We start from the raw sequence: 22,338 nt of genomic DNA, 5'->3' as shown, positions 1-22,338 counted from the left end.
TCTAAAAAATAAAAAGAGTTATTTTTTTAGGTTCTATATCTGAAAGCATTGATAATTTTCTTGAAAGTGTAAAAAAGCGAAGCCTCACTTAATCAGCAATAAGTCTCTAGAATGTCTTCTAATGCAAAAACCTGAGCGGAAGAAATCAATTTAGACAAGGGTAATTCAGTACTCCCACCCCCAAGTTTCACTTGAACACTGTCTATTGCCCTTCTAGCGGCAATTTTAGCGCCATTGTTCATATGAACTTTACATTCAATTGCTAGAGCTTCTGATAAACCTGCATCGCCCAAATAAAGGTTCCAATTTTCAATTTGAATATATAGACGATCTGCAATTGCAAGCTGAAGATCTCGAAGTTGTTCCGTATCCATATTGAAATAACTAATTAAGTGGGTGAGAACAAATTTGTCTACTCCTTCAATGGAGAGTCTTCTGACGAAGGAGGTCGTCGAATGATCACAAAAATCAAATGGCAAATTACTACAAAAAGCCAAAGCCCAGTAAATAATTCCAAATGTGTCCAACCATGCCTTATCTGCTGAGCAAGCCAAAGGCCTGTATTAACAGCAGCAAAGGCCATAGCATGAATAGTGAAGTTGACTATTCTAGAAAAATGCAAATAAATGGGATCATTTTGATCTCCATTGCCGTACCACCTAAGAGGCATTGTTTTTGTATTAATGTGATCTTTATCCCATCTTATAGTTGACTAAGAGGATCTCAAATCTCTTAATTAAATTATGTGCGCCTGTAGCTCAGCGGATTAGAGCATCTGACTACGGATCAGAGGGTCGGGAGTTCGAATCTCTCCAGGCGCGTTACTAGTTTTTAATGTGATCCACACACAAAAGAAAAATTAAAAAAAGATTTTAAGTACTCAGAGGCAACCTTTGATTACTATCCGGTGAGTAATCACTCCAATAAGGGGAATAGTCATTTGTTTTCAATGAATTCAAAACTAGAAAATACCGATCCTGATATCTCACTTTTAATAAATAAAGAGCTATTAAGACAGCAAACTCACTTGGAACTTATTGCTAGTGAAAACTTTGCATCTCAAGCAGTTATGCAAGCTCAAGGTAGTGTATTAACTAATAAATATGCTGAAGGTCTTCCTAAAAAACGCTACTACGGTGGTTGTGAGCATATTGATGCCATTGAAGAATTAGCTATCTCAAGAGCAAAGTTACTTTTCAATGCAGATTGGGCAAATGTTCAACCTCATAGTGGAGCACAAGCAAATTTTGCAGTCTTACTTGCACTGCTAAAACCAGGAGACACAATCATGGGAATGGATTTATCCCATGGAGGACATTTAACCCACGGATCTCCAGTAAATGTTAGTGGGAAATGGTTTAACGCTGTTCATTATGAAGTTGATCCAGAGACAGAAATGCTGAATATGAAAATGGTTAGAGAAGTTGCTATAAAAAGTCAGCCAAAACTAATTATCTGTGGATATTCTGCGTATCCAAGAACTATTGATTTCGAGGCTTTTAGATCTATAGCAGATGAAGTAGGAGCTTATTTACTAGCAGACATGGCTCATATAGCAGGCTTAGTTGCTAGTGGTATCCATCCTAATCCAATACCATATTGCGATGTGGTAACGACTACTACTCATAAGACACTAAGAGGTCCCAGAGGTGGATTAATACTTTGTAGAAATGAAGAGTTTGGAAAAAAGTTTGATAAAGCTGTATTTCCAGGGAACCAAGGAGGTCCTTTAGAGCACATAATTGCTGCTAAAGCAGTTGCATTTGGAGAAGCATTAGATCCTAAATTTAAAAAATATAGTTATCAAGTAGTAACTAACGCAAAAGCTTTAGCTAAGCGCTTGCAAGAGAGAGGAATAGCAGTAGTTAGCAAAGGCACGGACAATCATATTGTTCTATTAGATTTAAGAAGCATTAGCATGACAGGGAAAAAAGCTGATTATCTTGTTAGCGAAATAAACGTAACAGCCAATAAGAACACTGTGCCTTTTGATCCTGAATCCCCATTTGTAACTAGTGGCCTAAGGTTAGGTACAGCTGCCTTAACAACCAGAGGCTTTACAGAGGCTGCATTTATTGAGGTTGCTGATGTTATAGCTGATTGTCTGTTAAACCCAGAAGATCTATCAATTAAGAAAGCCTGCAAAGAAAAAGTAATCCGTCTATGTAATCGTTTTCCTCTTTATAGTTAAAAAAAAGAATAGTCCTTTGGCTGAAAATATAAAAAATAAAGGGGTTGAAATCCTTTGTATTGGAACAGAGTTGTTACTAGGCAACATTTTAAATAGCAATGCACAGTGGCTAGCAGAGCAATTAGCGCTAATTGGATTACCTCATTATCGACAGGGTGTAATTGGTGATAACTCGAAGCGTTTACAGGAAATTGTTGTTGAAGCATCTCAAAGAAGTCAGGTTTTAATAACAACAGGAGGTTTAGGCCCAACAATCGATGATTTAACCACCGAAGCAATCGTAAAAGCTTTTGGTGAGAACTTAATTGAAGATCAAAAAATTTTAGAAGAGATAAAAAAGAAATTCAATGACCAAGATAGTTTTCCTAAGAGCAATTTTAAGCAAGCACTATTTCCTAAAGATTCAACTGTTATCCCAAACAAAATAGGAACAGCTCCAGGAATGATCTGGAGCCCCAAAAAAGACTTCACTATAATTACATTGCCAGGAGTACCTGCTGAAATGAAACGAATGTGGAAAGATACACTAGAGTTATGGCTCAGTAATCAGTTCAAAGAAAAAGGAATAATAAGAAGTACAGTCCTTAAATTCTCTGGAATATCAGAGTCTAGTCTTGCAGAAAAGATACCAACTTTATTAATAAAAAAGAATCCAACAATTGCACCTTATGCATCTTTAGGAGAAGTCAAAGTACGAATAACAGCTCAAGCAAAGACCAATGAAGAAGCAATTAAGTTAATAATTCCTATCGAATCAGAGTTATGTGATCGCATTGGTTTAAATCCCTTTGGGAAGAATCATGAAACCTTAGCGTCAGTTGTGATTGATTTATTACGCAAACGTTCAGAAACTCTCACTATTGCAGAGTCATGCACAGGAGGGAGGATCGCATCAGCCCTAACCAGTGTTCCAGGATCCTCAGATGTCTTCCTTGGAGGAGTGATCGCATATAACAACTCCATCAAGCAAAAGGTTTTGGGAGTTCCTAATGAGCTAATAAATAAATATGGTGCTGTCTCTGAACAAGTAGCTAAAGAAATGGCATTAGGGGCACTTCAGAAGTTCCAAGCTGATTGGTCTATTGCTATAAGTGGGGTTGCCGGACCAAGCGGAGGCACACCTACCAAACCTATAGGGTTAGTAGAGCTATGCATAGCATCGCCAAAAGGAATTCAATCAACCCAAGAGAATTTCGGAGTGCACAGAGCAAGAGAAGGTATACAAAAATTGAGTGTTGTGAGAGCACTAGACAAACTTCGATTAGCTTTGCTTAAGCAAAGCTAATCTTTCTTTCTATTGGGGTTACAACTTGAGCTCAAATACGCTCTACGACAAGATTTGGGATCTACACAGGGTTACAGAACTTCCTGGTGGAGCAACTCAACTATTTATAGGATTGCACTTGATTCATGAAGTCACTAGTCCGCAAGCATTTGCTGCTCTAGACGAAAAAAAATTAAGCGTTTCCTGCCCAGAAAGAACAATCGCAACAGTTGATCATATTGTCCCTACTACAACTCAAGAAAGACCATTCCTTGATTCTCTTGCAGAAGAAATGCTGCAAACTCTTGAGTTGAATTGCAAAAAACACTCAATAAAATTTTTCGGTTTAGGTTCTGGCAATCAAGGCATTGTTCATGTAATTGCCCCGGAAAAAGGCTTAACCCAACCTGGCATGACGATTGCATGCGGCGATTCTCATACCTCTACTCATGGAGCTTTTGGAGCAATTGCATTTGGGATAGGGACCAGCCAAGTGCGAGATGTCCTTGCAAGTCAAACTTTAACAATGAAAAAACTCAAAGTTCGACGGTTGTGGTTTGACGGTCAGTTAGGACCTGGAGTATTTGCAAAGGATCTAATTCTCCACGTTATTCAGATACTTGGAGTAAAAGATGGTGTTGGTTTTGCATATGAATTTGCTGGGCCTGCAATAGAAAGCCTTTCAATGGAAGAAAGGATGACTATCTGCAACATGGCAATTGAAGGAGGTGCAAGATGCGGGTACATAAACCCTGACAAAACAACTTTCAACTATCTAAAAGGGAAGAGCTATTCACCAAAAGGGCAAAGTTGGGATGCAGCCACTAAATGGTGGGAATCTCTGCAAAGCGATACAAATGCAATCTACGATGACGAAGTAAGATTTAATGCTTCAAAAATACCTCCTACAGTCACATGGGGCATTACGCCTGGCCAAGCAATAGGAGTCAATGCATCGATTCCCAGACCAGAATCACTAGATAAAATTGACCAGCAAATTGCTTTGGAAGCTTATGAATACATGAATCTAGAACCAGGGAAACCTATCGAAGGCCTACCTATAGATGTTTGCTTTATAGGTAGTTGTACAAATGGTCGCTTAAGCGATTTAGAAAAAGCAGCAGAAATAGTCAAAGGGAGACAAGTTGCGAAAGGAGTCAAAGCTTTTGTAGTACCTGGTTCAGAACAAGTTGCTCAAGAAGCTGAAGATCAAGGGTTACACGATATTTTTATAAAAGCTGGTTTCGAATGGAGAAAGCCAGGTTGTTCAATGTGTCTTGCCATGAATCCAGACAAGCTAGAAAAGAATCAAATAAGCGCAAGTTCAAGCAACAGAAACTTCAAAGGCAGGCAAGGATCAGCCAAAGGAAGAACGTTATTAATGAGTCCTGCAATGGTTGCTGCGGCTGCAGTAACAGGAGCTGTAATAGATGTCAGAAAACTTTTTTCCTTAAAATCATAAAATAAATGCAGCACATTTCTCCTTTTCCCTCAGGTCCTGTTCAAACAATCGAAGGTGAATGTCTTTACTTGAAGGGAAATGATATAGATACCGATAGAATTATCCCTGCACGTTTTTTAAAGTGCATCAATTTTGATTCACTTGGTTCTAACGTTTTCGCCGATGATCGTAAAGAAAAAAATGGATTACACCCTTTTGATCAAGATAAAATGAAGTCAATACTTATTGTTGATAGAAACTTTGGATGTGGTTCTAGTAGAGAGCATGCACCACAAGCCCTTATGAGATGGGGAATTAGAGCAATAATTGGTCAAAGCTTTGCTGAAATCTTCTTCGGAAATTGTTTATCAATTGGGATTCCATGTGCATGCATTTCGGAATCACAGCAAAAAACTTTGATTGCCAGTATTCAAAATAGAGAAAAAGCAAAGTTTCAATTGGATATTAAAAAGAAATTACTTACATCTAAAGAAATTAATATACCTTTAAAAATAGATATTGGAGCTATGGAGATGTTGATATCAGGAAGATGGGATGCAACATCAACTTTACTAGAAGAGAAAGAGAAAATAAATATAGTAAGAAGCAATCTTCCTTACTTAAAAAATTTTCAATTTGGTTCTTATTGAGAAAATCGTGACTATGAATAAAAAGCTAAAAGGAACTAGGATTACCTTTAAAGTCAAATCCATTCAAGCGAAAACTTAAGCCACCTGATTCATTCTTATAATCATAGAATAAACCAAATTCATAAGCCCTACGTTGCCACATAATTGCTAGCTTAGAAGATATTGAATCGCCATAATTCGCAGAATTAGTGTCTATATTATATTCATTGATATTTTTAATAATAATTGGTCCTAATAATTGCTGTGTTAAATCAATCTTTAATTTAACTAAATCCCTATCATTATCAAACTTAAATGGGCTATCCCCACTTTTAAATGTATAGCTAGGCAGAATAGATAACTTTGTATAATCAAAATATTTTCTCCGTAAATTACCCAAAATCAACTCTGGTCCCAGCCCAAATGTTATGCTAGTCTGATATTTATTATTGTTATAAGAGCTAATAGATGTATTCATAATAGCATTTAAATTAATTCCAGTTTGTATATTTTCTGCTGAAAAAGGAGAGGCAATGTATTTAGCAGGTAAATTATTTAATGAGGTAAATATTGGGTAATTAAATTTAAACTCTGAAGAGAAATTTGTCCTCAAAGAAGACATAAGTTCTAAAGAGTCAAGCCTTTCAGCCTGATATTCGCCTAATCCAATTCTGAAATTATAATCATATTTAATCTTACCAAATTTTGAAGATCCATTTTTATCAAAATCTATTCCAAATGCTGTATATATATCTGTATTACCCAAAGAGCCATTCCATACTTTCTCGCGATACAATGCAAAAATATTAGCCCTTAAATCTTTTATCTCATTTAAATTAATTTCCTTCGAAAAATTTGCAGCATACCTTGCACCATTTGCAAATTTTTTTCTATTAAAAGTAGTAATATCAGCCTCAATTTTACTATTCCAATTTAGAAAACTACCATCTATCTCCGCCTCTAATCCAAACAAGTCTTCTAAGTTTGTAGAAGTAGTTACTTTTGAACTATTAAATGTTTTACCATTCTCAGGATATGCTGAAGTCTCTCCACTTATTGAGCGTTGTAGTAAGTACTGAGGCTGAAGTGATAAAGAGTATTTATCACCAATTTGTACAGATCTAAGTTGCCTGCCAATAAAAACACCATCCCTATCTTTTCCATCAACTCCTAGAATCCAGTTTTGAGGTTTTTCTTCTTTACCTATTTGAAACCTTCTATTTCCGATAGGTATTCTTAAAAAGTCTTCTAATAGAAGATAACTCTTTTGAGCAGTAATATTTGCATTCTTTAAACCTAAGTTATTTTTCTTAAGTTCAACTTTATAAGATTCAATACGAATTTGAGCAGGGTTAAAAGGATCATTAGTAAAGCTTACTTTTTCAGCTTTCCAGCCATCTTTATAAATAAGCAACTTGGATGCTTTTATGCGCCATTTATTGACAGAATTACTTTCTTCATCAAAATTTTCTATTGTTTCCATATCAAGCCTAAAGCCACCTTGGATAAGGAAGCCATCTACTAACCGAACATCTCCAAAATCAGTCTGATTATTTTCTCTATCCTTAGATTGTTTTAAAGAAATTGGTTTATTTAAATTTAGATCTTTAGGGATTAGTTTTATATCAATTACACCATAAACATCATAAACTTCACCTTTATTTTGAACAAGGTCATATTTAAATGAGCTAGCCTCTAAATAATTACCTTTAGTATTAAAAACAACATTACCTGTAGCTATTATAGTTTTATTTAATCTATCAACTTCAATTCTATCGGCCTTAATATTACCTCCATGAATTAGTGCTTTAACATTGCCTTCTGCAACAAATAAGTTTTCTTTTTCCCAATATTGGCTATCAGCAAGAATTTGCAATTCTAAAAATATATCATCTTTTTCTAGTTTTACGTCCTGATTATTTTGAGCAATCTCACCTAAAGATTTTGAGAATGCCAAACAAGCCTCTGAAGGAGAAAGAAGCAAAAAGGCCACAGATGCTGAACTTGCAAGCCAGCCAATAGATACTATCGCCGCCAAAATCTACTTGCCGACGAAGAAAATAATTGCATAACCTAATAATACTGGCCTAATTTGCACCAATATTTAGTTGTTTTTAGGGGAAGTCAGACTAATCTCTCAATCTTGAGGGCCTTCTAGGTCTTTCCTGGCTGGTGTCCTTGTTGGGTCACTAGCTAAGAAGCCAAAGAGGAAAACACCAACAAAAAAGAAGACGACCGTGTATACCGAAATCTTTAGGGCAAGCATAACTAGCTCAATTGACTATAGAAACAAATGTATCTTATGGGCAGTTGTACCCTGTTTGCCCCAATTATTACCTTGGATTGAAATGTTTCTATGCTGTTTATCTAAAAAGCCGATGTTCATATAGTTATTAATCGTCATGATCATCCCATGGATCCTCAAGGGCTCTAGAGGGCGGACCAAAGGCTGTATAGACCCCAAACCCAGTCAAGCCCAATAAAACTACCAGGACAGAAACTGCTATAGAAAGAGCGGGAGTTGAAGTTTGCATCAAATCTTTTGAAAGGTTGCCAATCTTAGAGGCTATTTCACATACAATATCCAAAATTACTCTTTAACCGAGGCTAGAAACTAAAAATGGGACAAAAAACTGCTCTTGGCTCTCTCCTTAAATCCATTGGTAATTCAGGGCAAGGCAAAGTTGTAGCAGGTTGGGGAGCCGTACCTGTAATGGCCTTAATTGGCTCTCTACTTCTTGTTTTTCTTGTGATAATGCTCCAGATTTACAATCAATCTCTCCTTTTACAAGGCTTCTCAGTTGATTGGAATGGTGTTAATTAAGTCATAGAAATCTGACTTAATATTTTAAGAGTATGAACATCTTTGGTGTGGGACTGCCTGAAATTGCAGTCATAGTTGCACTTGCTTTGGTGGTTTTTGGACCAAAAAAGCTTCCAGAGCTAGGCAGGAATATTGGGAAAACTCTTAAAAGTCTTCAGAAAGCATCTTCTGAGTTTGAAAATGAACTTCAAAAAGCAATAACTGATTCAGATGATGATGACAGGGAAAAAGATGCTGATTCAAATGATCATAAAGATTTACCTTGAGAAAATAAAAAATATAATTCATATAAAGCACTTTCACTAAATAAAATGAGCTTGGGTTATTTCCAGTTGATTGCTGGCCTAGGTAATCCTGGCTCAAAGTATATAAAGACAAGACATAACGTTGGTTTTATGGCTTTAGAAAAGCTAGCTGAAAGGGAATCAGCAACATTCAGCTTCAACAAAAAGCTTTTTGGACATGCAGCGCATATTGGATCTGGAAAGCAACTAAAAAGGCTTTTAATGCCTAATACTTATGTTAATGAGAGCGGGCGTTCTATTGCTTCTGCAATGCAATGGTTTGGACTTGATGAAAAAGAATTGCTGATAATTGTGGATGATATGGATTTACCATTAGGCAAATTAAGGCTGAGAGAAGAAGGAGGCTCTGGAGGACATAATGGACTTAAAAGCATAATTTCACATATAGGAAGTCAAAGCTTTTGCAGATTAAGAATTGGGATTGGCTCGCCTTCAGCAATACAAAAAGAACGTAAGAGTAAAACTGTTAATCATGTTCTTGGAAGGTTCACAAAGGAAGAGAATCAAATCATTGAAAAAGTTTTAGATAAAGTGATTAAAGGGATTGATATTATCGAGGAGTTAGGATTCAAACAAGGCTCAAATTTCATTAACTCTGCTAATTCAGAATTAGAGGCATAACACAATGAGAAGGCAGCCTTCTACAACAGCTTATCTAAAGATTTATAGTCAAAATTTTTCAACAAAATGTATTCAAGGGGAGGTTTCTGCTGGTGATTTTAATTGGTGTTTTGATTGGTATTTTAGCAATGGAGAGCTTCTAGTAGAGCCACCTCTTGGAAGAGCACTTATTCAAGATGCACTATTACGTTTTTTAATTAAATCTGATTACTCTCTTGAAGCTGGAGGGGATTATAACTTTACTATTAGGGCCAAATTCTAATTTCTATAGGCTTTTCCCAGTTAAACTTCTTCTGGTAATAATCTTCTATCAATATCAAGGCAACAATTGCATCGAGATGTTTTGGTGGAAATATTAATGTACTTGGCAACCATCTAAAAACAAGCTTAGGTGGACAAAGTTCTAAATATCTTGTTTTTGCTCGAAGTGTAGTCATAGCCTCATCTACAACTTTAATGATACCAATACCATTTAAAGAAAGTTGATCATTCCAATATTTACTTGTAGTTCCATTGCCAAGAAGAATTAATTCAACAGAATAAGCACTTCTCCAAGAATTAATTAATTTTATTACAGAAGATTTTTCTACTGTTTTACCGTCTATAACATTAAGGCCATTTATTTCAGCTAATAATAATCCACATTTCTTATGGCCAGGGTCTATTGCAATAACATTTGTCATCTATAGTTAAAGTATTGTTTTAGTTGCTCTAAGAGTTACAGAAACCTTTTCTGCAGTATCACTTTTATTCGTAGAAATAGCATCTAATTTTAGAATACTATCTTTATTAGAATCTATTTTTTCTAAGAGATTTTTAACAGAGTTAGAATCTACTTGTATTTCCGAGACAAGGGATCCTCTTCTCTTTACTTCTGCTAAAGTTGATGCCAACAATATTTTTATTTGTTTTTGAAGTAATGTTTTAGATATAGAATTATTTCTTAAGTTAAGGCTTGCTATTACTTCACCCTTTACAACAATGTTCTTATTAGGCAGTGCCTCTGGGAAAGCATAAACAAAACTCTCTCCTAAAAGTACATTACTAGCAGAGCGAATATTTATCACCCAATCCTTATTATCAGAAACCTTTTCTTCCAAGCTAGCAATATGGTCACGCCTTACTAAAACAATTCTCCTTACAGGACTTTTACCAGGACTAACTCTAATAAAAGCATTAAAATTTGCTTTTCTTAGTATATTTTCTATTTCCTCTTTAACATCTGATTTATTATCAAATTTCACTGAGAAAGTTCCTAAAGATTGCCCACTATTTATGACCACTTCCCCTTGACGAAACGCAAATAAATCTTTTCCAAGTTTTACAAGTTCTTTCTCAGCTTTCTTGATTTTCACTTCAAGTGCTTCTCTTTGCATTTTTAAAGGAAGTAAAGCCTGTCTACTCTCTTTCAATCGAGCCTGAATATCATCCAATTCAAACAGGCCTATTCTTAATTCCCGACTCACCAAAAGCATTAAACTCAATGAAAGTGCACTTATCAAACTCCCAGTAAGAATTGTTATCAGAACAGCTGTTCGACGAGGGCGCAATTTAAAAACACTCAATCTTGCCTTACCAATACGGCTGCCGAGCATGTCACCAAGTGTTGAGAGCACTCCCCCAAGAATCAACAAAGCAAAAATAAGTATCCAACCTGCCACTTCAAAAATATTTATTAAGTAATTAGAATAAGTTTAATAGCTTAGGGGAAACAATTTTAATTAAAACGTTTAGCTAAAGCAATTGGGTCAAAAACAGTTATTTTCTTTCTATCAATCTGCAATAAACCAAGGTTCCTTAGATCTCCAAGCAATCTTGTAATAGTAACCCTAGTAGATCCAATAGCTTCAGCAATTGACTGATGAGATAGTTTTAAATCAATCGTAATTCCTTTATCACTCGGCACTCCAAAATCCCTGCAAAGCACTAGGAGGAAACTTACCAGACGAGAAGACATATCGCGATGTGTCAAAGTCTCGATCATAGTCTCTGTTTGCAAAACCCTACTAGACAAGCCTTGAAGAAGAAGCAACCCAACACCACTATCATTTTCTATAGCATTTCTTACTGAACCAGCAGGAGCAGAACTCATTTCAACCTTAGTAAAAGCAACAGCATGATAAAAACGGTCAGATCTATGGCCTGTCAAAAGTGAAAGAACGCCAAATAGACTATTTTCTCGTAACAATGCAACAGTGATTTCCTCACCAGACTCATAAACCCTTGTAAGACGTACAGCTCCTCTTCTGATCAAATAAACTCTTTCTGCAGGATCGCCAGGAAAGAATATTGTCTTAGATCTCTCTACAGCTTCATTAGACGCTCCATCTAAACCTCTAATAACATCAAGAAGGGTCATTGTAGCTTTGGTGCTTCCATTCAGCTGATTTTGCGATTGCATCCCAACTGGCTGGTTGGAATAACGACTGATCGAGCTAGCATTAGCTGCCATCTTCTCTAACCAATTCAAAGGACGATAAGAAGTGCGGATAAAATTACATGTAGCAAAAACAACCGTTTTCAACTTAAACAAGAGTATAAAGACGTTTCCAGTTTTCAAAGAGGTAAAGGAAAGGTTATGAAATTAGAAAAAATATCAATTTATCATCAGATAAACGCTATAGATAGTGTCAAAATACTTGTGAAGGTTTACACCTCCGCTACATTTAAAAAATCCTTCTAAAAGAATGATTTTAAGCATTTCATGACAGCAAGTCCAAGGCTAAAAAGTGAATATTCTACCGATTATCCATACGGGTTAAGGCCAGTCAGTGCATCCAAAGGCAAAGCAAAGCTTCAAATTATTTCTTCACAAGGGCAATTACAGGTCTATACCGCACCTTATAGAGGAAGTTTCTCAGTAGTTCTTAGCGAAGCACTTCGTTCTGCAGGATTAGGTAGCAAGGTTTTGATAGCGCAGTTCTTAAAAGGTGGCGTATCTCAAGGACCAGAAAATTCAACAAGCCTTTGCGGAAACTTAGAATGGCTAAGACCTGATTTTTATGGCTGCATAAGTAAAAGTGAGAATTCTAATAATGCGAATACAGAAGATTTTCTAAGCACTAAAAAGGTTGTGGGTGATATTTGGGAAATATGTAAAGACAACTTGATTAATAATACTTTAGATAAGCTCGTTTTAGATGAGATAGGCCTGGCAATTGATTTTGGCTTTATTTCTGAAGAAGATTTGATAACTACACTAGAAAATCGTCATGATTCTATTGATGTAATTATTACAGGACCATCTATACCCACTAAAGTTTTTGAAGTAGCTGACCAAGTAACCCAATTGAGGTGCTCTAAATAATGTTGAAAAATGATCGCTGGATTATCGAACAATCACAAGTGGGAATGCTTGAACCTTTTCAAGCAAATCTTGTTAGACATCTAGAGCCTAATTCTAAGGAACGACCTGTACTCAGTTTTGGTTGTTCCTCTTACGGTTATGACCTACGTCTTTCTTCAAAAGAATTTCTTATATTTCGACACGTGCCTGGAACAATAATGAATCCCAAAAAATTTAATCCTAAAAATTTAGAATCAACTCCCCTTGAAAAAGATGAAGATGGTGAATACTTCATCCTTCCAGCTCATTCATACGGTTTAGGCGTTGCCCTAGAGAAAATGAAAGTTCCAGCTAATATCACTGTTATTTGCCTTGGGAAAAGCACATACGCAAGACTAGGAATTATTGTGAACACAACACCTGCTGAAGCAAGTTGGGAAGGTCATCTAACACTCGAATTCAGCAATAGCTCTGGGGCAGACTGCCGTATATATGCAAATGAAGGGATTTGCCAATTGCTTTTTTTCGAAGGTGATCCTTGTGAAACAACTTATAGCGATAGAGAAGGTAAATATCAAAATCAACCTGAGAAGGTTACTCTTGCCAAAATTTAACTATGAATAATGTACATCTGGTCACAGCTACTCCAGATGCTGAAAAAACCATGGCATACATTGCCAGGGTTAGTAATCCTAAAAATCAAAGCAACGAAGATTTTGAGAAATTAATTAAATATTGCATAACCCATGAACATTGGAGTGTATTTGAACAAGCATATATGACCCTCCAGATAGAAACTAATAGAGGGATTGCAGCTCAAATTCTTAGACATCGATCATTCACCTTCCAAGAGTTTTCTCAAAGATATGCTGACAGTTCTCAACTAGGCGCAATCCCTATACCTGATTTAAGAAGACAAGATACAAAAAACAGGCAGAATTCAATATCTGATTTAGATGAAAATGTTGCGGACGCCTTTAAAGAGAGAATAGAAAATCAATTTAAAAACACCTTAATTCTTTATCAAGAAATGCTTGAAAATGGAATAGCAAAAGAATGTGCGCGATTCATCCTTCCATTGGCAACTCCTACAAGGATCTACATGACAGGTTCATGTAGATCATGGATACATTATATAAACTTAAGATCTGGACATGGCACTCAACAAGAGCATCTAGAGATAGCAAATAATTGCAAAATAATATTTTCCAAGCAATTCCCCTCAGTCGCCCATGCTCTTAATTGGAGATAAGTTAACCATGACTGCGAGGGGATATATTTCTCGTAGGAATATTTTCATTTAAATTCGAAAATAGAACTTTATTAGTATCAATATATTCTACTCCATTTATTTGTGGCAGTTCTCTTTGATTTAATAAAGAAAGTGCAATTTGATCAAGCTGATTAAAATCTTTTAAACCTATTGATTCTCCTTTCAAATGGCCAAGATCATTAAACAACTCTAATTTAGGTATTCCATTAACATTGTATGTATCGATAAGATCTAACCACTTGTCATTATCAACATTTAATAGCACAAAATCAATAGAATTATCATATCTCTCTTTTAAACTAAGTATAGAAGGACCCATTTCTTGACATGCTTCACACCAATCAGCATAGAATTCTATTATAGTAGGACGGTTATTATTCAAAGCAATCTCTGGCTTAAGTGAATTTCTAGCAAGTAATTCTAATGGATTCTCTTGTTGAAAGCCATTCCTTATAAACAACAGAGCTAAGGCTATGAAAATAGAAATAATTAGCAAAAAAACTCTTTGCCATTTTCCTAATTCCACTAATTTGGAATTTTGCACAACAAAAACATTTCTATTGTTAGTTTGCCATCTTAAAAATCACTTGTGTGTGAAATGTTTCAATATGAGCTAATCTTTCAGTAGTTTGGAATCTTTCTTTTCTCAAATGTCCACCAATGCAATGCATCATGCGGGTGGAAGAAACAAGCATAAAGATATAATTTTCTTTGGTACTGATGGAATTCGTGGAAATGCTAAAAGACTTTTTACAAATCAACTTATTTACAAAATTGGATTTTGGTGTAACAAGATCCTTTCAAACCAAGGTCCGATTCTTATAGGACAAGACTCAAGATCAAGCAGCTCAAGAATTTCAAATGGATTAGCTGATAGCTTAACGTCTCAAGGTAGAGAAGTATGGCTATTAGGACTTTGCCCAACACCTGCAGTTCCACTTTTAATTAAAAAATACAATTTATCAGGAGGGCTAATGATCTCAGCTAGCCATAATCCTCCAGAAGATAATGGAATAAAAATTTTTGATGCTAATGCAAAAAAGATTTCGACTGAAAAGCAAAGAATTATTGATGCAGGACTACAAAAAGAGAAAGTAATCAACTCAGGAAGGAAGGGAGATGTAATCAATCGGCACGAAATCTTAAAAGATTACGAGGAAAGTCTTTTGAAAACAATTGGCTTAGAAAATTTTGGAAAGATACCCATTGTTCTAGATCTTTGCTGGGGATCTGCAACAGCTTGTGGAGAAAAGATTTTTAAAACTTTAGGATCTAAAGTGACCTGCATAAATGCAAAGCCAGATGGGGGGAAAATAAATGTCAATTGTGGCTCGACTCACCTCAATCAACTTATAAAAGCTGTAATCGAAAGCAATTCTGAAATGGGTTTTGCTTTTGATGGTGATGCAGATCGAATGATTGCAGTTGACCGGAAAGGTCGCGTAGTAGATGGAGATAACATTCTTTTTTTATGGGGCTCGGACTTACAAGACAAGAAGAAGCTTAAAAATCAAAGATTAATTGCAACTGTAATGTCTAACTTAGGTTTTGAAAAAGATTGGCAAAAGCGAGGGGGCATACTCCAAAGGACTCCAGTAGGTGATACCCATGTTCATCAAGCAATGATTGATAGCAAAGCAGATTTAGGAGGTGAACAATCAGGGCATATTTTATCTAGGCTTAATGATTTATCTGGAGATGGTCTTTTAACTGCCATACAACTATCCAAAATTTGCAAATGCAAAGGCATGCAACTTTCCGACTTGTTAGATCAGAGCTTCACTCCATACCCACAAAGATTAATTAATATACCTTTAGGGAGTGATAGTTCAGAAGATAATATATACGGATCTGAAAAACTTAGTACATTAATTGCGGATGTTCAATCTGACATAGGCAATGAAGGTAGGGTTTTAGTAAGGAAAAGTGGGACAGAGCCTTTACTGAGAGTAATGATTGAATCAATGGATAAGTTCTTAATAGAGTCTTGGGCAAGTAAAATATCTAAATTAGCTCAAGAAGAGTTAAATTAAATTCATCTAATCTCAAAAGATGAGCTCATGAATCTATTGTTACATCATTTGAATTCCTTACATAAAGCTTGCGATATATGGGTAAACCTTTCTGAATACAATATTCCTCTCTTTCTGTAACAAAGCAATAGGGACTATAAGAATTTAGTGATTCATCTAAGTTGGAAATTGTATTAAAGCAGTTGCTCATATCAATTAAATAAATAATTTCATCCATAAGGCTCAGAACATCTGTCTGTATAAATAGTTCAGCACCTGGATCTAAATTTGCAGCCAATAAAAATAATAAAGAAGGTTGCATAAGTCTTCTTTTCTTATGCCTTTTTTTAAACCAAGGGTCTGGGAATTGAATAGAAACTCTTTTTACTTTGGACCTTCGTAAATTCAAAAATAATTTTTCTAAACTCACATTAGCATTGCAAAATAAAAATCGAAGATTGTTCAAGCCTGATTGAACCCTCTCTTTTTCAGCTGCTATTACAAGTGGTTCGCGAATCTCAATTCCTAAAAAGTTCCATTTGCTAAAAGACCCAGCCATTTTTAATAAAAACCTGCCTCTTGCACAACCAATATCTAAATGAATAGGTAAATTAGAATCATGGAATAATTCGTCAAGTGATGGTAGGTCATGATTAAGCTGAAAAAAACGGCTCAAAGGGTTTACATGTTGACGCACGATCTAATAGTTTTTGATAGTTTTTTAGCTGAAGCTTTCTCTAAGGCATTGTAGGTTGATAATAGTTAAGTAGAAAGTTTTTTTTCTGTGGCAGAAATCTCATACCACTCACTGGTTTGGCTCAACTACAGGCTAGGAGCAACATTTGCATTTGGACTCCCATTAGTCCTTTGGCTTTGGTCTTTTTGGAAAAAAGAGTCCTCTATTACCAGACTTTTATCTATTTACTGGAAAATTGCTAGCCTAATGATAATAAGCATGTTGTTATTAACTGGCAATAGACCTATTGGCTATTTAACTTCTTTTATATCACCATGGTTAATCATCTTTTCGATATGGTTTTGGATAGATCTCAATGAAGAAATCAACGAGCTTCCTACGAAGAAAGCATTACCTTTTCTTCTAAAAGCCTGGCGATGGTCTATTAGTTTTTTTAGTTGTTTTTTTATAGCACTTTCATTTAGAAGTCTAAGTTGCATGAATGAAGTAAGTGGAAATAATTGCACATACTGGAGAGAAGCTCCGTCAGGATTAAATCTATTAATAAAAAGCATATTTAATTTCTTATTTGGTGCAAGCTGGACAGAGGCATTATCAGCATTTATAGGTTACTTAGCATTAATTATTTACTTAGTAGGAATAATTCAATGGGCAATTATAAGACTGCCGAAGCAAGGAAGAATAGCAGGGGGATTTTAAAATTATTTAAATTATTCTATTGAGAGTTTCAACACATCTACTACATAACAATGGATGATTAGCATGCTTACCAATATCACTTTCATAATGCCAGCACCTCGCACATTTAGATCCTCTAGACTTAGATATTTCAATAATAGCCATTTCTTCTTCTTTACAGAAAAGGACTTCAGCCCATGGCTCTCCTCCAATTTGAACTTTAGATACAAGTAACAAATCATGGATATTATCAACTTCTAAATCCCCATTTTCTTGAATAAAGCTCAATGTTTCTTTCAGAGTATCGCTCTTAGGAACAATTCGAACAGAAGATTCAAGAGAAGATCCTATTTCTTGCTTATTTCTACAATCCTCCAATCCACGATTAACAGAAGCTCTTAGTTCTCTAATATGATTTATTGGTTCATTTAATGAGTTATCTCTCCAAGCATCTGGTAGGTTTGGCCATCCTCTTTGAAAAACAGACTTTTCTTCTAATGAATAGGGTATGTTTTGCCATATATCTTCTGCCATATGACATAAAACTGGAGCAATAATTCCAGCTAATTTCTCAATAATCAAAGATAAAACATATTGACAAGATCTACGTCTTGAATCAGAAGGTGCACTTACGTACAACCTATCTTTGGCAATATCTAAATAGAAATTAGATAGGTCAACAACACAAAAAGTTTGTAGTAATTGAAAAAATTTTATGAAATCATAACTTTCAAATGCGTTTGTAATTTCATCAAACACCTCTGCAGTTCTATTCAGCATCCAACGATCTAAAATCGATAAATCATGAACATCTAAAGAATATTTAGAAGGGTCAAAATCATGAAGGTTACCTAATAAATATCTTGCAGTATTTCTTACTTTTCTATAAACATCAGACAATTGTCTCAATATATTTGAGCCAATAGGTACATCCACAGAGTAATCCACAGAACTAACCCAAAGCCTTAAGACATCTGCTCCAAATGGAGGGTCTAACTTCTTGTTATTTCCTCCATTAATGATCACCAAAGGATCAACAATATTACCTAATGACTTACTCATCTTTCGTCCATTTTCATCTAAAGCAAAGCCATGAGTGAGAACTTTTTTATATGGAGCTTGACTGGTTACGGCTACAGAAGTAAGCAATGAAGATTGAAACCAACCTCTATGTTGATCTGTACCTTCTAAATAAAGATCAGCAGGATAATTCAAATCCTCATGTTTAAAGGTGACTGCAGACCAACTCGAACCAGAGTCAAACCAAACATCCATAGTGTCTGTGCCTTTGATCCATTGGTCAGATTGTTCTGAATAGTGACTTGGCAACAATTTCGAGACATCTAATTCCCACCAAATATCTGCACCATGTTTCTTAATCAATTGTTCTATATGGTCAATAGTACTTTTATTCAAAAGCACATCATCACCATCCTTTGAATAAAAAACTGGAATAGGAACGCCCCACGTTCTTTGCCTGGAAATACACCAGTCTCCTCTATCATTCACCATAGCTTTAATACGCTTCTCACCTGAAGCTGGCAACCATTCCACTTCCTCAATTGAATTTAAAGCTTGCTTGCGAAAACCCTCAACAGACGCAAACCACTGTTCTGTTGCACGAAAAATGGTTGGTTTCTTTGTCCTCCAGTCATATGGATATTTATGAACATATGGTCTTTCTTTTAATAATAATCCTGAGATTTTCAAATCCTTAATAATCTCATCATTAGCATCTTTCAAAACATTCAGGCCTTCATATTTCCCTGCTTCTGCAGTGAAAATACCTTTTGAATTGACAGGGCAAATGACAGGTAAATCATATTTGATCCCGGTATTGAAATCATCAAGGCCATGTCCAGGTGCTGTATGAACAATTCCTGTTCCAGACTGGGTTGTTATATAACTTCCACCTATAACAAAAGGACTGATTTTTTCAAGTAGAGGATTCTTATAAAAGCAACCCTCAAACATTGCACCTTTAACACTTGCAATTTTCTCTAAAGAAGAGCCAATCTCTTCGCTTATATCTTGCAAAAGATCCGAAGCAAGAATCAATAATTGATCAGTAGAATCTTGAGCAAGTACATATTCAATATTTTGATTAACAGCTACAGCTGCATTTGCTGGTAATGTCCAAGGAGTAGTTGTCCAAATTGCAACTTTTACTTTTTGGCTTAATTCAGCTTGGTCAAGAGGTAAATTTAATCCTTGACTAGCAAGTGATTTATACAACGGCTCAGAGATTTTAACTACAGGGAACGCAACATATACACTTGGACTTGTATGGCCTTCAGGATATTCTAATTCGGCTTCTGCTAAAGCAGTTCTAGAGCTTGGGCTCCAATGAACTGGCTTAAGGCCCCTATAGATATATCCTTTCAAAGCCATTTCACCAAATAATTTAATCTGGGCTGCTTCATATGTCTTTTGCAGTGTTAAATAAGGGTTACCCCAATCACCCCAAATTCCCCATCTTCGAAAGCCCTCTTTTTGACTTGAAATTTGTTCTGACGCATATTCTGCTGCCTTCTTGCGCAATTGAATAGGGGTTAACTCCTCACGCTCCTTCCTCTTTAATTTTTGCAGTACCTTTAATTCAATAGGCAAACCATGGCAATCCCATCCAGGGATAAAACGAACTTTCCTTCCTCTCAAAATCTGATATTTATTAATAATATCCTTCAAAATCTTGTTTAAAGCATGACCCATGTGGAGAGTTCCATTTGCATATGGGGGGCCATCATGCAAAGTGAAATTGGTGCCCTTATTTTTCAAGCCAAGTTCAAAATCAATCCCATTATCAAACCAGAATTTTTGGAGTTCTGGCTCACGCAAAGTTGCATTGGCTCGCATGCCAAAATTTGTCTTCAAAAGATTTAGAGATTCTTTGTATGAAGGACTATTTTCGCTGTCCTTAGGTTTTTCGTTATTCACAATGAAAACTAATTAGAAAATATTATGAAACATCAGAAGGAATATTCTTAGAAGTTAAGGTTGGATCCTTATCTGGCACTACTAAACTCTCATCTTTAATATTAGCCTCAAGAGAAGAAAGCTGCTCTGATTCAAGAGTCTTATCTGAATTATTTATTTCTGGGCGAACCCATTTCTTGCCGATTTGACTTGGCTTTGGCTTTGGCTTGAAAAGCATGACTATATCAATAAAAATCGACCCTAATTTGGAAAAGGCAGACAAGGTCTGATTCAAACTATTTTTCCAACGCAGAAAAGTTCTTAAGTTATTCTTTTCCTCGACAGTAAGCTGTTGCCATCTAAACTGTGAGATCTCTATCAAAAGCCTAGCAATAATTAACGCACCAAATAAGACCGCAAGCATAGGAGATCCATTAAACCTTTCTTTGCTTGTAATTAATATCAAGCCCAAAACCATTGTTAATGCACCCCAAATTGAATCTCGAGGCCGACTTAATTCAGTAATTAAAACTGGCAATACCAAAATCAAGAGACCTAACAAAATAGAAAGATTTCCAATAATGACTGAAAACATGGCTTCTAAAAGAAAGATCCGTAATCCTTATCCTTATTTTGTCTATATTCTTGAGCAGAGTCCATTCATATAATTAGTCGATAACAAAATTAATTTCTTTTATTAGTTAATGAATATTGTGCCCAAGACCTATATTCATATTTGAGGATTCAAAGAAAATTGTCTTTTCATGAATCATTCAATTCATTGTGAGAAAAATCATGGGTAGAATTATAGGTTTTCATGATTCTGAAAAACACCTGCGAACATCTAGATATCTTGAAAGAAGAGACCCGTAAAGAGCTATTAGGCGAACTAATTAAAAAGATTCAATTAAACTTGAATTAAACAAATCGATTCATCAATACGCTGAACAATTAGTCCTAAAAGACTTAATGAATGGCTTATTAGCAGCTATAATAACCAAAGATCAGGGATCCCAATTCCCAAGATCCATTGGCCCATCTGGCGGAATTGGTAGACGCGCTGGTTTTAGGTACCAGTGACTTCGGTCGTGGGAGTTCAAGTCTCCCGGTGGGCATGTATAAATCTTACGTTCATTCGATATGGATTTTCTACTATGTTGTAATCCAAAGTATCAATGAAAAAAACAATACTCTCAGTTAACGCCAATGCATCATCATCAAAATTTCAATCATATGCTTACTGGCAAGAGCGTATTAAAGAATATCTTGATCCTCCAGGGATAGTAAATCCAACAGTAGGGCTATTTTTAGGTGGCTATACAATAGCCTTTCTTGCAATTTGGCAATGGTACAAAGGTGTTTGGCCACTCCCTGTATTAGTTGGTCTTGCTTTTCTTGCACTACATATGGAAGGAACTGTAATTCATGATGCATGCCACAAAGCAGCCCATCCGAACAGATGGATAAACCAAGCAATGGGTCATGGAGCAGCAATATTACTAGGGTTTAGCTTCCCAGTTTTCACAAGAGTTCATCTGCAACACCACTCAAATGTAAATGATCCCAAAAACGATCCAGACCATATAGTTAGCACCTTTGGGCCAGTATGGCTGATTGCACCAAGGTTTTTTTATCATGAGTATTTCTTTTTCCAAAGAAAACTTTGGAGAAAATATGAATTAATGCAATGGGGAATGGAGAGGGCTTTATTTATTACGATAGTAATTGCGGGAATAAAGTTCAACTTTATGAATGTTATTTATAATCTTTGGTTCGGTCCTGCGTTAATGGTAGGTGTAACTCTTGGGATTTTCTTTGATTACTTGCCTCACCGTCCATTTATGGCTCGCAATAAATGGAAGAATGCGAGAGTATACCCAAGTCGTGTGATGAATATATTAATAATGGGTCAAAATTATCATCTTGTGCATCATTTATGGCCTTCTATACCATGGTTTGAATATAAGCCAGCATATGAAGAAGCAAAGCCACTGTTAGATCAAAAAGGATCCCCGCAAAGAATGGGCATTTTCGAAAGCAAAAAAGATGGTTATAATTTCCTTTATGACATTTTAATAGGAATACGTAGCCATAAAAAAAGCAGGAGCAAAATGCGACCTTTAGCAAGCATTATCCCAAATAAGAAATGGAGAAAAAGATGGATTTCTCTTTTACATAAGACTGCAGTAATACCTGAATAA

The 22,338-nt window shown here is 35.7% G+C and carries 26 protein-coding genes and 2 tRNA genes; 16 read left to right on the top strand and 12 right to left on the bottom strand.

What is annotated here, in order from left to right; all coding sequences use genetic code 11:
- Nucleotides 1-92: 92 nt before the first annotated feature.
- The gene (locus EV07_RS01335) at nucleotides 93-374 is read right to left on the bottom strand and encodes a DUF3181 family protein (RefSeq protein ID WP_036916539.1); all 282 of its coding nucleotides are present in this window, start codon (nucleotides 372-374) and stop codon (nucleotides 93-95) included.
- Between the two features lie 38 nt (nucleotides 375-412).
- Nucleotides 413-670 (bottom strand): hypothetical protein, encoded by a 258-nt coding sequence (locus tag EV07_RS01330; protein WP_036916538.1) that lies wholly within the window; start codon nucleotides 668-670, stop codon nucleotides 413-415.
- Between the two features lie 77 nt (nucleotides 671-747).
- Here EV07_RS01330 and EV07_RS01325 point away from each other — a divergent pair.
- The 5 genes from EV07_RS01325 to EV07_RS01305 all read left to right on the top strand — a co-directional run bounded on the left by EV07_RS01325 (nucleotide 748) and on the right by EV07_RS01305 (nucleotide 5,546).
- Nucleotides 748-821, top strand: a tRNA-Arg gene (locus EV07_RS01325).
- Nucleotides 822-949: 128 nt separating this feature from the next.
- A complete protein-coding gene (gene glyA / locus EV07_RS01320) occupies nucleotides 950-2,191 on the top strand; it encodes a serine hydroxymethyltransferase (protein ID WP_036916536.1) in 1,242 nt (413 codons plus the stop codon).
- Entirely contained in the window at nucleotides 2,184-3,476 is a 1,293-nt protein-coding gene (locus tag EV07_RS01315) for a competence/damage-inducible protein A (RefSeq protein WP_413293958.1), read from the top strand. Before glyA ends, EV07_RS01315 begins: the two co-directional genes overlap by 8 nt.
- A gap of 25 nt (nucleotides 3,477-3,501) precedes the next feature.
- Nucleotides 3,502-4,917 carry a 3-isopropylmalate dehydratase large subunit gene (gene leuC, locus EV07_RS01310; protein ID WP_036916532.1) on the top strand — a complete coding sequence of 472 codons (1,416 nt, stop codon included), beginning with the start codon at nucleotides 3,502-3,504 and terminating at the stop codon, nucleotides 4,915-4,917.
- A gap of 5 nt (nucleotides 4,918-4,922) precedes the next feature.
- Nucleotides 4,923-5,546, top strand: coding sequence for a 3-isopropylmalate dehydratase small subunit (locus EV07_RS01305; RefSeq protein WP_036916530.1), 624 nt, complete (start codon nucleotides 4,923-4,925; stop codon nucleotides 5,544-5,546).
- A 25-nt stretch (nucleotides 5,547-5,571) separates the two neighbouring features.
- Here EV07_RS01305 and EV07_RS01300 read toward each other — a convergent pair whose 3' ends face one another.
- The 3 genes from EV07_RS01300 to psbN form a co-directional block, all read right to left on the bottom strand.
- Nucleotides 5,572-7,563, bottom strand: a complete 1,992-nt coding sequence (locus EV07_RS01300) for a DUF3769 domain-containing protein (protein ID WP_036916529.1) — start codon at nucleotides 7,561-7,563, stop codon at nucleotides 5,572-5,574.
- 99 nt (nucleotides 7,564-7,662) lie between these two features.
- Nucleotides 7,663-7,791: a photosystem II reaction center protein I gene (locus EV07_RS09310; RefSeq protein WP_072013298.1), complete on the bottom strand. Its 129-nt coding sequence runs from the start codon at nucleotides 7,789-7,791 to the stop codon at nucleotides 7,663-7,665.
- 127 nt (nucleotides 7,792-7,918) lie between these two features.
- Nucleotides 7,919-8,059, bottom strand: a complete 141-nt coding sequence (psbN, locus tag EV07_RS01295; RefSeq protein WP_036916761.1) for a photosystem II reaction center protein PsbN — start codon at nucleotides 8,057-8,059, stop codon at nucleotides 7,919-7,921.
- 86 nt (nucleotides 8,060-8,145) lie between these two features.
- Between psbN and psbH the strand changes: the two genes are divergently transcribed.
- From psbH to EV07_RS01275, 4 genes are read left to right on the top strand one after another with little or no spacing between them, the layout of a single operon-like run.
- Entirely contained in the window at nucleotides 8,146-8,349 is a 204-nt protein-coding gene (gene psbH / locus EV07_RS01290; RefSeq protein WP_036916528.1) for a photosystem II reaction center phosphoprotein PsbH, read from the top strand.
- A 32-nt stretch (nucleotides 8,350-8,381) separates the two neighbouring features.
- Nucleotides 8,382-8,615, top strand: coding sequence for a TatA/E family twin arginine-targeting protein translocase (locus tag EV07_RS01285; RefSeq protein WP_036916527.1), 234 nt, complete (start codon nucleotides 8,382-8,384; stop codon nucleotides 8,613-8,615).
- Between the two features lie 45 nt (nucleotides 8,616-8,660).
- The gene (gene pth / locus EV07_RS01280; RefSeq protein WP_036916526.1) at nucleotides 8,661-9,275 is read left to right on the top strand and encodes an aminoacyl-tRNA hydrolase; all 615 of its coding nucleotides are present in this window, start codon (nucleotides 8,661-8,663) and stop codon (nucleotides 9,273-9,275) included.
- 4 nt (nucleotides 9,276-9,279) lie between these two features.
- Nucleotides 9,280-9,537 (top strand): DUF3146 family protein, encoded by a 258-nt coding sequence (locus EV07_RS01275; RefSeq protein ID WP_036916525.1) that lies wholly within the window; start codon nucleotides 9,280-9,282, stop codon nucleotides 9,535-9,537.
- On the opposite strand, the gene EV07_RS01270 is transcribed toward EV07_RS01275, so the two are convergent.
- The 3 genes from EV07_RS01270 to ntcA are packed head-to-tail and all read right to left on the bottom strand — an operon-like array spanning nucleotide 9,521 to nucleotide 11,676.
- Complete coding sequence (locus tag EV07_RS01270; protein WP_036916524.1) at nucleotides 9,521-9,958, bottom strand: hypothetical protein; 438 nt, start codon at nucleotides 9,956-9,958, stop codon at nucleotides 9,521-9,523. The two genes, EV07_RS01275 and EV07_RS01270, sit on opposite strands and share 17 nt — an antisense overlap.
- 6 nt (nucleotides 9,959-9,964) lie before the next feature.
- Nucleotides 9,965-10,936: a DUF3084 domain-containing protein gene (locus EV07_RS01265; RefSeq protein ID WP_036916523.1), complete on the bottom strand. Its 972-nt coding sequence runs from the start codon at nucleotides 10,934-10,936 to the stop codon at nucleotides 9,965-9,967.
- A 56-nt stretch (nucleotides 10,937-10,992) separates the two neighbouring features.
- The gene (gene ntcA / locus EV07_RS01260; RefSeq protein ID WP_052043837.1) at nucleotides 10,993-11,676 is read right to left on the bottom strand and encodes a global nitrogen regulator NtcA; all 684 of its coding nucleotides are present in this window, start codon (nucleotides 11,674-11,676) and stop codon (nucleotides 10,993-10,995) included.
- Between the two features lie 303 nt (nucleotides 11,677-11,979).
- Here ntcA and EV07_RS01255 point away from each other — a divergent pair, with 303 nt between their 5' ends.
- The 3 genes from EV07_RS01255 to thyX are packed head-to-tail and all read left to right on the top strand — an operon-like array spanning nucleotide 11,980 to nucleotide 13,813.
- Entirely contained in the window at nucleotides 11,980-12,582 is a 603-nt protein-coding gene (locus EV07_RS01255; protein ID WP_036916521.1) for a cob(I)yrinic acid a,c-diamide adenosyltransferase, read from the top strand.
- Nucleotides 12,582-13,175: a dCTP deaminase gene (gene dcd, locus EV07_RS01250; RefSeq protein WP_036916520.1), complete on the top strand. Its 594-nt coding sequence runs from the start codon at nucleotides 12,582-12,584 to the stop codon at nucleotides 13,173-13,175. The genes EV07_RS01255 and dcd overlap by 1 nt, the downstream gene beginning before the upstream one ends.
- A gap of 2 nt (nucleotides 13,176-13,177) precedes the next feature.
- Complete coding sequence (thyX, locus tag EV07_RS01245) at nucleotides 13,178-13,813, top strand: FAD-dependent thymidylate synthase (protein WP_036916519.1); 636 nt, start codon at nucleotides 13,178-13,180, stop codon at nucleotides 13,811-13,813.
- 1 nt (nucleotide 13,814) lies between these two features.
- On the opposite strand, the gene EV07_RS01240 is transcribed toward thyX, so the two are convergent.
- Nucleotides 13,815-14,378 (bottom strand): thioredoxin domain-containing protein, encoded by a 564-nt coding sequence (locus tag EV07_RS01240; protein WP_036916518.1) that lies wholly within the window; start codon nucleotides 14,376-14,378, stop codon nucleotides 13,815-13,817.
- A 121-nt stretch (nucleotides 14,379-14,499) separates the two neighbouring features.
- On the opposite strand from EV07_RS01240, the gene glmM reads away from it, so the two are divergent.
- On the top strand, nucleotides 14,500-15,867 hold the full coding sequence (gene glmM / locus EV07_RS01235) for a phosphoglucosamine mutase (RefSeq protein WP_241433974.1): 1,368 nt from the start codon (nucleotides 14,500-14,502) through the stop codon (nucleotides 15,865-15,867).
- Nucleotides 15,868-15,892: 25 nt separating this feature from the next.
- On the opposite strand, the gene trmB is transcribed toward glmM, so the two are convergent.
- The gene (trmB, locus tag EV07_RS01230; RefSeq protein WP_036916517.1) at nucleotides 15,893-16,543 is read right to left on the bottom strand and encodes a tRNA (guanosine(46)-N7)-methyltransferase TrmB; all 651 of its coding nucleotides are present in this window, start codon (nucleotides 16,541-16,543) and stop codon (nucleotides 15,893-15,895) included.
- An 87-nt stretch (nucleotides 16,544-16,630) separates the two neighbouring features.
- Between trmB and EV07_RS01225 the strand changes: the two genes are divergently transcribed.
- Complete coding sequence (locus EV07_RS01225; protein ID WP_036916516.1) at nucleotides 16,631-17,242, top strand: DUF3177 family protein; 612 nt, start codon at nucleotides 16,631-16,633, stop codon at nucleotides 17,240-17,242.
- Between the two features lie 6 nt (nucleotides 17,243-17,248).
- On the opposite strand, the gene ileS is transcribed toward EV07_RS01225, so the two are convergent.
- Entirely contained in the window at nucleotides 17,249-20,158 is a 2,910-nt protein-coding gene (ileS, locus tag EV07_RS01220; RefSeq protein ID WP_036916515.1) for an isoleucine--tRNA ligase, read from the bottom strand.
- Between the two features lie 22 nt (nucleotides 20,159-20,180).
- Complete coding sequence (locus EV07_RS01215) at nucleotides 20,181-20,732, bottom strand: hypothetical protein (RefSeq protein ID WP_052043794.1); 552 nt, start codon at nucleotides 20,730-20,732, stop codon at nucleotides 20,181-20,183.
- Between the two features lie 438 nt (nucleotides 20,733-21,170).
- Between EV07_RS01215 and EV07_RS01210 the strand changes: the two genes are divergently transcribed.
- Together EV07_RS01210 and crtR are read left to right on the top strand one after the other, a co-directional pair.
- A tRNA-Leu gene (locus EV07_RS01210) sits at nucleotides 21,171-21,252 on the top strand.
- A gap of 60 nt (nucleotides 21,253-21,312) precedes the next feature.
- Nucleotides 21,313-22,338, top strand: a complete 1,026-nt coding sequence (gene crtR, locus EV07_RS01205; protein ID WP_036916514.1) for a beta-carotene hydroxylase — start codon at nucleotides 21,313-21,315, stop codon at nucleotides 22,336-22,338.

The organism is Prochlorococcus sp. MIT 0603 (assembly GCF_000760215.1).
In the GTDB taxonomy this organism is placed as follows: Bacteria; Cyanobacteriota; Cyanobacteriia; order PCC-6307; family Cyanobiaceae; genus Prochlorococcus_E.
This window is presented reverse-complemented; position numbering and strand designations above follow the sequence as displayed.